Here is a 12,942-nt window from a genome sequence, read left to right as displayed (position 1 = left end):
GCGCGCCACGGTGATACTTGAACTTTTCCCTGACAGCCGAACTGTACCGACGTGCCCTGAACCGGTTTGACAGGAATCGGCCGCGCGCCCTAGGATGCAAGCGCTTGCCTTCAGGCTGGCTTGTCGATGTACATGAAATCTTCGTCTGAGGCGGTCACGACGAGCGCCGGCCTGCGGCCGTCGGTGCGCATGGAGGACGTGGCCCGCCACGCCGGGGTCTCTCCGGCGACGGTCAGCAGGGTCCTCAACGATCGTGGCAAGTGCAGCGCCGAGACCCGCGAGCGGGTGCTCGCCGCGATACGCGATCTCGGCTACGTGGTGAACGCGGCGGCGCGGAGCCTCGCGCAGGGCAAGACAGGGGCTCTCGGCCTGCTCCTGCCCGCCGTGAGCACCGACTTCATGTCGAGCTTCCTCCAGATCGTCGCCGCCGCGGCGACGGACGAGGGATATGATCTCCTGATCGCGCTGCGGTCCGAGGGCTCGCAGCGGCGGATGCTCGGGCGGCACAACACCGATGGCGTCCTGATCTTCGGCGGCGCCATGGGGGATCCGAGCCTGAGGAGGCTCTCGTCCGAGGGGTTCCCGGCGCTGCTGCTGTATCGATCGTCGCCGCAGGGCCTGGCGCTGCCGAGCGTCGTCATCGACAACGAGGCGGGCGTGCGGGCGGCGGTCGATCACCTGATCGAGGCGCACGGCCGCCGGCGCATCGCGTTCCTGCGGGGCCGGCCCGGCAGCGAGGACGCGGCGCGGCGCGAGGAGGCTTACCGGGAGTCGCTCGCGCGCCACGGCGTCCCTGTCGACCCGCAGCTCTGCCGCGGCGGCCTCAGCGCCGAGGAGGCGCGCGCCTCGACCGTCGCGCTCCTCCGCGAGCGGGCGCCGTTCGACGCCGTCGTGGGCTGGTGCGACGGCGCCGCGATCGGCGCGATCGACGCGCTGCGGAGCGAGGGCATGCGCGTGCCCGCCGACGTGTCCGTCGTGGGGTTCGACGACATCAGCCCCGCGCGGCACCTCGATCCGGCGCTCACGACCGTCCGCGCGCCCACGGAGCTCGTCGGGCGCCTCGCCGTCCGGGAGCTCGTGCAGCTCATCCAGCGCGGCGTCGCGGAGCCGCGGTCCCGGCTGCCTGTCGAGCTCATCGTCCGCCGCTCCTGCGGCTGCGCGCGCTGAGGGGGCGCGCAGCCCCGAGACGCCCCCGCGCTCACGCGTCGAGCGGGTCGACCCCGAAGCGGCGCAGCAGGCGGCAGAGCGGGACGAGCGGCAGCCCCACGATGGCCGTCTCGTCGGCGTGGCGCACGTCGTCGAACAGCCACGGCCCGCGCCTCTCGAAGAGGTACCCGCCGGCGCTGCCGATCGGCCGATCCAGCTCGACGTAGCGCCGGATCTGCGCGCGGCCGAGCGGGCGCACGCGCAGCTCCACTGTCGCGACCTCGGTCAGCGTCCGCTGGTCGCCGGGCGCGGGCGGCACGCCCGGCGGCGCGTGCACAGCGACGGCGGTATGGAGCGCGTGGACGCGCCCCGCCAGCCGCCCGAGCTGGTCGGCCGCCTCGTCGAGCGTGGCCGGCTTGCGCAGGAGCTCGCCGTCGAGCTCGAGCGCCTGATCGGCGCCGATGATCAGGGCGTCCTGGCGCGCCGGCGCGAGGCTCAGCGCCTTCCCCTCCGCGAACAGGCGCGCGCACGCGGCGGGCGGCAGCCCCCCGGGCGCGATCTCGTCGAACGCCGGCGCGAGCGCCTCGTACGCGAGCCCGAGGCGATCGAGGAGCGCCCGCCGGAAGGGAGACGTGGAGGCGAGGACAATCCGGGACATGGCCGGATCCATGGCATGGAACGACGCGCGTGCCGAGGAGAACCGCCGGCGCCGCGCGGCTCCTCCAATCACATCCCATGTTCACATCCAATTACCGTGCCGAGCGCCGCTCGCATGCGACTGGCGCTCTTCGTGCTTGCGCCGCGATTCGCTCTCTTTTACCCGCATTCCCTCGAGCGCGGCCGCGGGCAGGGAGAGTCGGCAATGGGGAGAACGCCGGGCGACATCGAAGGACTGGCAGAGACTGCTTGTCGTAAGGCGTATCCCTAATTACCCATCATGCATTTCATTAAAAAGCTGCTTGCGCCCTGACTCCACAGCACGCGAGATTGGGGCGATGCAGCACCTCAACACAAGGCACCTCCTGACGCTCTCTCTCGTCGCGCCGGCCCTCGGGCTCTCGGCGCTGCTCACCGCCTCCCCGGCGAGCGCGGCGACATACGAGGTGGGCCGAGGAAAGCCTTATTCGACCCTCGCGGAGGTCGCCCCCCGCCTCGCTGCCGGCGACGTCGTCGAGGTCGAGGGTAACGCGACCTACCCCGGCGACCTGATCTTCAAGAAATCAGGCACCGAGTCGCAGAAGATCACGATCCGCGGCGTCCGCGTGAACGGCCGGCGTCCCGTGCTATCCGGGGGGACGAACACGGTGGTGTTCGGCGGCAATCATTATGTCTTCGAGGGCTTCGAGATCACCGGGGGCTCTGGCCGCTGCGTGTTCAACCGGGCGCACGACGTCACGATCCGCGACGCGGTGGTGCACGACTGCCCAGGTCACGGCATCCTCGGGGCCGACTCCGAGTCGGGCTCGTTCACCCTGGAGTACGTCGAGGTCTACGCCTGCGGCTCCGGCGACACGCGACACCCCATCTACATCGCGACCGACGAGGAGACGCGCCTCGGCTCGGTGTTCCGCATGCGGCATTGCTACGTGCACGACAGCAACGGCGGCAACAACGTGAAGAGCCGCGCCGAGCGGAACGAGATCTATTACAACTGGATCGAGGGCGCGAAATACCACGAGATCGAGCTGATCGGGCCCGATGGCCAGGACGAGGGGCTCGCGCGCGAGGACTCCGACGTGGTCGGCAACGTCTTCCGCAAGACCGGCAAGCACTTCGTGGCGCGCGTCGGCGGCGACGGGACGGGGCAGACGTTCGGCCGCTTCCGGTTCGTCAACAACACGTTCCTGCTCGCCCCCGGCTCGAACGTGGCGATCCGGATGTTCGACGGCGTCGAGAGCGTCGAGATGAGCAACAACGTGTTCTATCGGTCCGGCGGCGGCGGCGTCGACGTCTACGTGGATCGGTCGGCGAGCTGGGCGACGGGCAAGGCGCTGATCGCGGGCGCGAACAACTGGGTCCCGAGCGGCTCCTCGTCGATCCCCGCGGGGTGGACAGGCACGCTCCAGGGCGCCGACCCCGGCTTCGCGGACGTGGGCGCGCTCGACCTCCGCCCGTCGGCGAACAGCCCGCTCGTCAACGCCGGCGCCGGGTGGACGCCGAGCCCGGCCGGGCACCCCTTCCCGCGGCCGCTCGCCGCGCCGCGGTTCACGCCGACGCGCGCGGCGCGCGCTGCGCAGGCGCTGTCGCGGCCGTCCGCGGGCGCCATCGACATCGGCGCCTACGAGCACGGGTCCGGCCCCGTGGCGCTCGTGAGCGCGATGCGCGCCGACGCGAGCGAGATCGGCCTGGACGACGTCGACCTCGAGCGCGACGTCGCCGAGGGCGAAGCGGACGTGGTCGGCTGCGACGCGGCCGCGGAGGAGCACGCCGGCGCGGCGGACGCGGACGCCCCGTGCGCCGGCCACGCGGGCTCGTGCACCGTCGGCGGGGCGCTCGCGGGCGGCTCGTCCGGCGGCGCGGCCGCCGCGCTCGCCGCGGCGACGGCGCTCGTCGGCGCCGCCCTCCGGCGCGGCCGCCGCCCGAGGGCGTGAGCTCCAGCGCGCGCGCTCACGCGACGAGCGCGCGCAGCAGGCGCCGCGCCGAGGCCGGATCCGGCAGCTGAAACGCCGCGGAGCTCTCCCCGCCGCCCACGTGGACCGTGAGCGCCGTCGGGGGGAGCGCCGCGAACAGATCCTCGTCGGTCCTGTCGTCGCCGAGCGCGACAACCATCGCGTCGGGCGGCACCGTCGACAGCACGCGCGGCACGATCGCCCCCTTGTTGACCCCGCGCAGCCGCACCTCCAGCACCTTCCGCCCAGGGATCAGCTCGAGATCGCTCTCGCGCAGCAGCTCCTCGAGCTGCGCGGGCACCTCGCGGGCCATCTGGCTGGCGAGCTCCGGATCCGCGCTCCGGTAGTGCCACGCGATCGACACCACCTTCTCCTCGATGAAGCTGCCCGCCGTGCGGTCGACGAAGCCCTGCAGGACGTCGCGGGCCTTCGGCTTCCAGTCGAGCGAGGCGTCGCGCAGCGCGACCCACGGCTCGCCGGGCGCGGCGCGCGAGAAGAACCCGTGCTCCGCGTGGAGGCTGATCGGCAGCTCGCCCAGCCACCGCTCGAGGTCCTCGCGCGGCCGGCCGCTCACCACGTGCACCTGCGTCCGCGGGCGCGCCGCGAGATCGCGCAGATCGGTGATGAGCTCCTCGTCCGGCGGCGCGAGCTCGGGCATCGCCGCGAGCGGGACGAGCGTGCCGTCGTAGTCGAGCATCACGACAAGCGACGGCGCGCTGCGCGCGCTCGCGATCGTGTTGAGCTGGGGCGCGTCGGTGCGCCGCCGCGCCGCGCCCACCGCGGGCGCCGCGGCGCACGCGCGCTCGAGATCGCTCAGGAAGCGGTGCGACCAGCGGTGCGCGTCGTGCGTCACCACGCGGCGCCGGAGCGCCTGCATCCGGACGCGCTGCTCGGACGGCGGCATGACGAGCGCCTGCTTGATCGTCGCGGCCACCGAGTCGATGTCGTACGGGTTGACCGGGAGCGCCTCGATCAGCTCGGCGGCCGCGCCCGCGAACTCGCTCAGCACGAGCGCGCCTGTGTCGTCGAGCCGCGAGGCCACGTACTCCTTGCAGACGAGGTTCATCCCGTCGCGCAGCGGCGTCACCATCATCACGTCGGCCGCGAGGTAGAGCGCGACCACCTCGGCCATCGGCATCGACCTGTGCAGGAAGTGGATCGGGACGTCGTCGAGCGTCGCGTAGGCGCCGTTGATGTGGCCGACGAGCTCGTTCACGACCCGCCGGAAGTCCGCGTACGCGTCGACCTTCTCGCGCGTGGGCACCGCGAGCTGGATGAACCGGACCTTGCTTCGCAGCTCGGGCTCGCGCTCCAGGAAGCGCTCGATGGCGAGCATGCGCCGCGGGATCCCCTTCGTGTAGTCGAGCCTGTCGATGCCGAGCACGATCTTGCGCCCCTGGGCGCGCGCGCGGAGGCGCTGCGCCTCGGCGCGGACGTCCTCGTCCCGCGCGAGCCGCACGAACTCGTCGACGTCGATGCTGACCGGATAGACGCCGAGCCGCACCTTCCGCCCCTCGTACGCGAGCGTCTCGAGGTCGGGATCGAGGCCGAGCACGCGCGCGGCGGAGTAGACGAAGTGGTACCGATACGACGCCGTGTGAAACCCGACGACGTCGGCGCCGAGCATGCCGCGCAGCACCTGCTCCCGCCACGGCAGGGTCCGGAAGACCTCGGCCGCGGGGAACGGGATGTGCAAAAAGAAGCCGATCCGCGCGTCGGGGATGCGCTGGCGCAGCATCGCCGGCACGAGCGTGAGCTGGTAGTCGTGGATCCAGACCCTGTCCCCCGGCCTGTACCGGGCGGCGACAGCGTCGGCGAAGCGCTCGTTCACCGCGCGGTAGCTCTCCCAGTCGCGCCGCGCGTCGAGGTGCACCTTCTCGACCAGGTAGTGGAACAGCGGCCACAGGACGCCGTTCGAGAAGCCGTCGTAGTAGTGGCTGATCTCGGTCGGGGTGAGGTGCACCGGGACGGTGCCGAGCTGCTCGAGCTGCGCCTCGAGCTCCTGGCGCTGCTCCTCGCCGAGGCGCGAGACGTCGCCCGGCCAGCCGAGCCAGAGCCCGCCGTGGCGCTCGTGCGGTCCCCGGATCGCGGTGACGAGGCCGCCCGTCGAGGGCACGACGGACACGTCGCCCTGCTCGGCGCGGACGGTCACGGGGAGGCGGTTCGAGACGATGAGCAGGCGGGACATGCGCAGCCAGGAAGCTAGCGCATCGCCCCTTCGCCGCGCCGTCCAGCGCGGCGAAATCAGGGGCGCGCCGCGCCGTCGAGCGCAGCGCGATCAGGACGCGCCGATGCTCGACGTCGGGCGCTTCCTGATCGTTACCGGTCGATCCGGATGGACGGCGCCGAGGGCTCGGTCGCGGTCGGCTTCGACGTGGGCGGGGGCGGCGTCGGCGCGCGGGGCCGTCCCCAGTTCCTCCTGCTGCTGCCCGAGCCCTGCGACGGCTGCTCCTCGACCTTCGGCGGCGCCGACACCTGCGCGAGCCGCGCGACGGTCTGCACGGACATCTCGGACGGCCCCTGCACGATGGAGTAGGGCTGGAAGCCCTCCTTCTGCAGCGTCAGCCGGCGAGGCGCCGCGCGCACCTGCTCGTTCTCGATCGAGAGCTGGAGCGGCGTCTGCCCGAGCGACTTGCCGTCCTCGAGCACCTCGGCGCCCGGCGGGATCGACTCGATGATGAGCATGAACGAGGGCGCGCCCTTCTGCTCGTTGGCCGCGGCGGTCGGCGTCGGCGCCGGCGCCGGCTCGGGCGGCGGCGTCGTCGCCTCGCTCTGCGCGGGGCTGCGGGTGAGCACGAAGACGACCGCGGCCACGATGATGGCCCCGATCGCGGCGAGGATCGCCGCCTTCCGCCCGCCGCTGGGGCGCGCGTCCTGCGCGCCCGCCCCGCCCTTCGACGGATCTGTCGCGGCCGCCGCCACGCCTCCCGGGCCCGTGCCGACGCCCGAGGTGCGGCCGCTCGCGTCGTCGTCCGGCGCCGGGAGCGTGACCGCCTCCTTGAGCGCTTGCACCGTGGACGAACGCGACGAGATCTGCACGCCGGGCAGCGACTCGAACGAGGTGATCTGCGTGCCGCCAAACGCGGTGGTCACGCCCATGCCGCGCGCGCACTCGCCGAGGCCCTGGATGAGGGCGTCCATCGTCGCGGGCCGGCCGTCCGGATCCTTCGCGAGGCAGCGCATCACGAGCGCCTCGAGCGGCTCGGGGATGTCGACGTCCGGGTTCCGCTCCTTCATGCGCGGCACCGGCTGCTGCAGGTGCGCCATCAGGATCTGGATCGACTTCTCGGACTCGAACGGGACCTTCCCGCAGAGCATCTGGTAGAGGATCACGCCCAGCGAGTAGATGTCGGTCCTGAGATCGACCTTGCCGTGCGAGATCTGCTCGGGCGACATGAAGCGCGGCGAGCCGAGGAACGCGCCCTGCTGCGTCAGCTCCTCCGAGTCGTCGCCGAGCTGCTTGACGAGGCCGAAGTCGAGGATCTTGACCGCCTCCTCCGCGTCCTCGTTGGAGACGAGCATGATGTTCGACGGCTTGAGGTCGCGGTGGACGACGCCGTGCTTGTGCGCCTCGCGCAGCCCGCGCGCGATCTGCCGCGCGATGCGCATCGCCTCGGGCGGCGGGAGGCGCCCCTGCCGGCGCACGCGCCGGAAGAGCGTCTCGCCCTCGAGGAACTCCATCGCCATGAAGAACCGGTCCTGATCGTCGGCCTCGATGCGGCCGTAGTCGAAGACGGTGACGATGTTCGGGTGCTGGAGACGCGCGAGGATGCTCGCCTCGAGGAAGAAGCGCTTGTGGAAGTTCGGGTCGAGCTGCCGCGAGGCCTGGTTCGGAATCAAGACCTTGATCGCCACCGGGCGCCCGAGCGGGATCTGCTCGCCGCGATAGATCGTGCCCATGCCGCCGGTCGCGAGCTGGGACAGGATCTTGAACTTGCTGTTGAGCACCTTCCCGAGCAACGGATCGATCGGCTCGCTGCGCGCTACTTCATCGACGACGTTTTCGTTGGCACTCATATGAACTCCGTCGCCTTCCCCGTGCGGGCGCGGGCGAGCCCTCCCCTCGGTATCGATGCCTCGCGATGCGTGAGCCTGGACCTCATGATCGTGGGGGACGTCGACGCGTGGGGCCGTCGAGGCAGTCTAAACGGAAGAAAAGTCCTTGGCGACCTTTCCTCGATCGCTCCGTTCGCGAGGCCGCCTCCCCCCTCCGACTGGCCCTGCGGCACGCCGTGCGGGGGGCGCTGCACCCTGCGTCGTGCGCCATAGCCCCGATCCACGGGAACCGCCAGTTGCTGGCATCGAGCGTCCGCATCCCACCTTCGTGCCACGAGATCCTGCGAGCAGATTACACCGCTCCGCGTCCGCGCGATGCCCTTCTCCGACCGTCCGTGCGTCGTCTTGCCGCCGCGGTCCGCCGGACGTCCCCGCCCCCACAGCGCGGGCTCGCCCCCACGGCCGGGGGCGAGGTAGTAGAGGGGCATGCGACCCGATCGCGCCCTGCGGCGCTGGTGGAGGGGGAGAGAGTACCGGCGCCTACTCGACGAGGCGGCGTCGGCGCTGGCCGCCTCCCGCCACGCCGAGGCGGAGGCGACGTGCGCGCTGGCGCTCCGGATCGCCGAGGAGATCTACGGCCCCGAGCACGCCGAGCTCACGGGGCCGCTCTACGCGCTGAGCTCGGCGCAGCTCGCGCAGGGCCGGCTGGAGGAGGCGCGGGCGAGCTCCGCGCGGGCGATCTCCATCGCGGAGGTGGCCGGGGCGAGCGCCGACCCGCCGCTGCCGAGGCTGCTCGAGCAGCTCGCCGCCGTCCTCGAGCGGCAGGGCAAGGCCGAGGACGTGGAGGCGCTGTTCCGCCGGATGCTCGCGGGGTACGACCGGATGCGCGACCCGGATCCGGTCGAGCTGTCGGCGCTGCTGAACCGGCTCGGCCTGCTGCTCGGCCGGCGGGGGGCGCGGGCCGAGGCGGCGCCGCTCTTCCAGCGGGCGCTTTCGCTGCGCGAGGGGGCGCTCGGCGACCGCCACCCGCTCGTCGCGGAGACGCTCTACAACGCGGCGACGTTCCTCGAGGAGGACCGCCCGGCCGCCGAAAGGGAGGCGATGCTCCGGCGGGCGCTCGACATCGTCGAGCAGGCCCACCCGGACGCCGAGGGGGCGCTCGTCGCGTCGATCCTCCACAACCTCGGGGCCGCGCGGGAGGCGCTCGGCGATCCGACCGAGGCGGCGGCGCTGTACGAGCGCGCGCTCGCCGCGCGGGAGGCGCTCGGCGGGGCCTCCCACCCGTCGCTCCGGCCGACCCTGGTCCGGCTCGCGCAGGTGCACCACGCCGCCGGGAGGGTCTCCGCGGCGCTGCCGCTGTACGAGCGGGCGCTCGCGCTCGCCGAGGCGGATCTCGGGGCGGATCACCCGGTGACGGCGGCGATCAAGGCCTGGATCGACGAGGCGCGGCGCCGGAGCTGACGCGCGGCGGGCGGCTGGCCGGCGGGCGCGCGCTCGTACGGCGCCGCCGGTTTGCTGTGCGTCGGCCTCAGTTGTCGAGGGGGCGGGGGTCGCCGCCCTCGCTCCAGCGCTCGACGAGCTCGGGCAGCACGGTCGACGCCATCTGGAGCAGGTGCGCCATGTGGTGCTCGGGGGTGTTGCCCCGGAACCCGCGCACGTGGAGCTCGCCCACGTGCGCTTCCGTTGTCGGCATCAAGTGCTTCTCGAGCTTCTTCGAGACGGCGCCCTCGGCCGCGCGCAGCCGGAGGTGCGGCGGCGCGTCGAGCGCGATCGCGCGCTCGACGGGGTATCCCGCGGCCGCGCCGAGCAGGTAGCTGGCCGTCGCGCTGGAGCTGGCGTACGCGATCGGGTCGATCTCCGAGTGCGTGATCGTGAACAGCACCTGCCCCTCGGCGGCGCGCTGCGCCGCGCGCGCGAACGAGGCGAGCTGCAGCGTGTTGAGCCCGCTCGGCTGCTCGGGGGCGAAGCCGCAGTGGATGCCGTCGGTGACCAGGATCGCGTCGAGCGTCTCGGTGCCGCGGCGGAGCTCCAGGATCTTGGCGACGGCGCCGTAGCCCGCGCTCCACGACGAGAGCGCGACCCGGCGGAGCCGCGGGGTCGGCAGCCCGCGCTGCGCGAGCGCCCTGTCGATGTCCGCGAGCAGGCTCTCGTACATGCCCGGCTGCGCGTAGAGGTCCTCGTAGGCCCCGGAGCCGATGCCGAGGTTGATGACGGCGACGGCGGCGTTCAGCCCGGCGATCTCGGCGCTCTCGCGGACGAGCTGGGTGTTGCCGTGGAAGTGCAGCAGGAGGTCGTAGCTCGATCCGGCGGGCTGGAACGACTCCGGCGTGAAGAGCACGCCGCCGCGGATCGACGCGTACCCGTCGTGCCGGATCGCGGGCGGCGGGGTCGCCCCCTGCCAGCGGGCGAACACCTCGGGCGCGACGAGCACCTTGGCCGCGGCGCCGTCGCGCGCGGCGCGCGACGCGACGAGGAGCGCGCGGCTGGCGGGCGTCATGCCGCGGAAGGCCTCGGCGGAGGCGCCCGGCATGCGCGCGGCGATCCCGCGCGCGGTGAGCACGACGACGAAGATCACTGTCGCAGCGGCCAGGGCGAACGCCCCGAGGGCGCGCCACCGGCGGGCGCGGCGCTCGTCCGGGGAGGGAGCGGCCCAGCTCCCGTACGGCGCGACCCCGGCCAGGTGGAGCGGCGAGGGGCCCAGCGCCGGGTCGAGGCCCGGAGGGAACCCCTGGTCCTGCAGCGCGGGCGCCGCGTCGAGGGGCGGCGGATCGAAGAGGAACCCTTGCTCCTCCGGAGCGGGCGTCGCGCCGAGGGGCGGCGGACCGAGGGGAAGACCGCCCTCCAGGGGATCCTGGACCACGGTCACGGGCGGCGGCGTGGGCGTCATCGAGAGGTCCGCAGGCGACCTGTCAGCGCGCACGTTTCCCTTCATGCGATACCCCTCCTCTACAACGGGGACGTAGCGCTCGACCTTGTCCGGCCAGGCGCTGGTTCGTGTGCTGGAGCGCGTTGCACTGACGGCGCCGCGCTGCGTCTCTGCTCCTGCCGCCGAGCCCGGAAGGCGCCGTGGCGGCGGGAGCATCGACCAGCACGGTACTAAGCTCAAGCGGCAACCGTGCCGTGCCCGCAGATTCAAGGGAGATCGGAATACTCTGTGCCCTGCTGGATCACGCGTGAGCGAGCGCGGCCGCCCAGCGAAGCGGGGGAGCGCGCGGGATCTGCTCGCGGCGCGCGGGTGGGGTGCGAGCGCCTGGGCGAGCACGGCGGCGATGAAACGCGCACTTGCACCCCCTTCGCGCCCCCACCAAGGTGCTCGGCGCTTGCTCCCTCGTGAGGTCCGCTTCCTGCTCGCAGCGACGCTGCTCCACGCCGCCATCCCGGGGCTGGCGCGCATCGCGGGCAGCGCGGCGCCGGCGCTCGTGGCCCGCTCGAGCGGCGCGGGCCGCGAGGTGGAGATCGAGGTGCAGCAGGTCGAGCCGCTGCGGCCGACGCAGGAGGAGGCGCGCGCCGCGCCGCCGGACGCGGCGCGTCGTCCGCCTGAGGAGGCGGAGCCGCCGGTGCTCGGGCGGACGGCGCGCCGCGACCGGCGCGATCGGGAGGTGCCGTCGCCGGAGGCTGCGGCCCCGCCGCTGGAGGGCCCCGCGGCGCCGCCCGTCACGGCGCCGTCCACCGAGTACGGCGGTCCGCCGATCGCGGAGGGTCCGCCGCGCGTGGCGGGGCTCGACGGCGTGCCTGTGTGGCAGCTCCGCGGGGTGCTGCCGGATCAGGCGCCGCCGGCTGCGGCGCCGACAGCGCCGCCTGCGCGGCGCGAGACCTCGATGGACAGGGCCGGCGAGGTGCTGCGCGAGACGATGCGCGATCGGGACAAGACGCTCGGGCTGGATCTTCCCGCCGCCGGCACGATCGCGTCTGTGATCGCGGACGCGGTGCGCTCGTCGGAGACGCCCGCGACGGCGCGCGCTGTGTTCGAGGTGCAGCTCAGCGGCGCCGGCCTGGTGCTCGGGGTGCGCGCGCTCTCGTCGACGGCCGGGGCCACCGCGCTCTGGGCGCTGGTGGCGCGCGAGGCCGCCGCGCAGCTCGCCGGGCGCGCGCTCGCGATGACCGCCGCGTTCGCCAAGGGCGCGAAGGTCTACGTCACGGTGAGCTCGTCGGTGAAGATGCCGAGCGGCGCGACGTCGGGCGGCATTCACCACCAGGGCGCGGGCTTCGGGTTCGACGTCGCCGACCTCGGCGCCCGGCCGCACCGCCTGGTCCAGTCGAGCTTCCGCGTCGAGGCGATCGACTGAGGCGCGCCGGAGCGCGCCGAACGCTGGCGCGTCGTCGCCAGCGACACCCCCATCCGGTCGCGCGGCGCGATCTCCAGCGCCGCGCCGTTCACCCGCCGCGCCCTCGCGTTCGCCGCGAAGTCCGCCCGCGCGACCACCGCCTCGCCGCTCACCGCCGCGCTCACCGTGTCCGCGTACGCCGCCTGCGGGTCCCTCCCTCCTCGAACGCGCCGTCCACCTCCGCGATGTCCGGCACCTCCCCCCACGGCACCTCGCTCTCCCCGAGCGCGTAGCTCCGCGGGTCGTCCGGATCCCACCCCGCGGTGTTGGCCGTCGATGAGGACCGCTCTGCGGCGGCGGAGGACGGTTCCGGGAGAGCGGATGCCCACCCCCGGCCCGTGCTCGGCGCTCCGCGCCTGCGCGCGGTCCGCCCCTCCCAAATCGCGCGCTCCGCGCGCTCAGGGAGGGGTGCGTCATCTGAAGATGACGGAGGGTGCCTGCTCGATCTCCTGTCGGTCGTAGACGATCTCCCCCGCGTCATTCTTGCGATAGATCTGGAACACCTGGACCGCTTGGCCCGAGGCGAGCTCCACGACGACATGGATGGCGTCCACGTCCTCCGATGCACCTCGTTCGCGGACCCGTACGTCTCGATAGAGCGCGACCGCTCGGAGGTCCTCGGCCGCCGCGCGCTGCCGGAACGCGGTCGTGAGAAGCGTCCAGCCGTCAACACCGCCGTGCGGCGCCACGCCGATGGCATACTTCCCGGCGGCGTCGACCGCGATGGAACCGGGGAGAAATGTTCCCTGTCCCTCCAGAGCACTCTTTGCGATGTCGAGTACCAGCTCAACGAGACGCGAGAGCTCGCCCATCCTTTCGCCATGTTCATTGTTCATAGACGATGTATCCCGATTCTGATGGTTGAC

9 protein-coding genes are annotated in these 12,942 nt (G+C 73.1%); 4 read left to right on the top strand and 5 right to left on the bottom strand.

Features of this window, described 5'->3' with window-relative positions; translation table 11 throughout:
* Window positions 1–132: 132 nt before the first annotated feature.
* Complete coding sequence (locus tag WMF42_RS02705) at window positions 133–1,167, top strand: LacI family DNA-binding transcriptional regulator (protein ID WP_437689995.1); 1,035 nt, start codon at window positions 133–135, stop codon at window positions 1,165–1,167.
* Between the two features lie 31 nt (window positions 1,168–1,198).
* Here the strand turns inward: WMF42_RS02705 and WMF42_RS02700 are convergent, their stop codons facing one another.
* Window positions 1,199–1,804 carry a Maf family protein gene (locus tag WMF42_RS02700; RefSeq protein WP_063815823.1) on the bottom strand — a complete coding sequence of 202 codons (606 nt, stop codon included), beginning with the start codon at window positions 1,802–1,804 and terminating at the stop codon, window positions 1,199–1,201.
* Between the two features lie 337 nt (window positions 1,805–2,141).
* Between WMF42_RS02700 and WMF42_RS02695 the strand changes: the two genes are divergently transcribed.
* A complete protein-coding gene (locus WMF42_RS02695) occupies window positions 2,142–3,737 on the top strand; it encodes a right-handed parallel beta-helix repeat-containing protein (protein WP_437689994.1) in 1,596 nt (531 codons plus the stop codon).
* Between the two features lie 16 nt (window positions 3,738–3,753).
* Here WMF42_RS02695 and WMF42_RS02690 read toward each other — a convergent pair whose 3' ends face one another.
* Together WMF42_RS02690 and WMF42_RS02685 are read right to left on the bottom strand one after the other, a co-directional pair.
* Entirely contained in the window at window positions 3,754–5,943 is a 2,190-nt protein-coding gene (locus tag WMF42_RS02690) for a bifunctional alpha,alpha-trehalose-phosphate synthase (UDP-forming)/trehalose-phosphatase (protein ID WP_437689993.1), read from the bottom strand.
* A gap of 131 nt (window positions 5,944–6,074) precedes the next feature.
* Window positions 6,075–7,772, bottom strand: coding sequence for a serine/threonine protein kinase (locus WMF42_RS02685; protein ID WP_061605643.1), 1,698 nt, complete (start codon window positions 7,770–7,772; stop codon window positions 6,075–6,077).
* A gap of 465 nt (window positions 7,773–8,237) precedes the next feature.
* Between WMF42_RS02685 and WMF42_RS02680 the strand changes: the two genes are divergently transcribed.
* Complete coding sequence (locus WMF42_RS02680) at window positions 8,238–9,212, top strand: tetratricopeptide repeat protein (protein WP_061605642.1); 975 nt, start codon at window positions 8,238–8,240, stop codon at window positions 9,210–9,212.
* 67 nt (window positions 9,213–9,279) lie between these two features.
* Here the strand turns inward: WMF42_RS02680 and WMF42_RS02675 are convergent, their stop codons facing one another.
* A complete protein-coding gene (locus WMF42_RS02675) occupies window positions 9,280–10,683 on the bottom strand; it encodes a hypothetical protein (RefSeq protein ID WP_437689992.1) in 1,404 nt (467 codons plus the stop codon).
* A gap of 388 nt (window positions 10,684–11,071) precedes the next feature.
* Between WMF42_RS02675 and WMF42_RS02670 the strand changes: the two genes are divergently transcribed.
* A complete protein-coding gene (locus WMF42_RS02670) occupies window positions 11,072–12,037 on the top strand; it encodes a hypothetical protein (protein WP_061605640.1) in 966 nt (321 codons plus the stop codon).
* 452 nt (window positions 12,038–12,489) lie between these two features.
* Here the strand turns inward: WMF42_RS02670 and WMF42_RS02665 are convergent, their stop codons facing one another.
* Window positions 12,490–12,888 (bottom strand): hypothetical protein, encoded by a 399-nt coding sequence (locus WMF42_RS02665; RefSeq protein WP_437689991.1) that lies wholly within the window; start codon window positions 12,886–12,888, stop codon window positions 12,490–12,492.
* Between the last annotated feature and the right edge of the window lie 54 nt (window positions 12,889–12,942).

This window comes from Sorangium sp. So ce176 (assembly GCF_051519835.1).
GTDB lineage: Bacteria > Myxococcota_A > Polyangia > Polyangiales > Polyangiaceae > Sorangium > Sorangium cellulosum_G.
The sequence above is the reverse complement of the archived record's forward strand: the minus strand, read 5'-3'. Positions and strand labels throughout refer to the sequence as shown.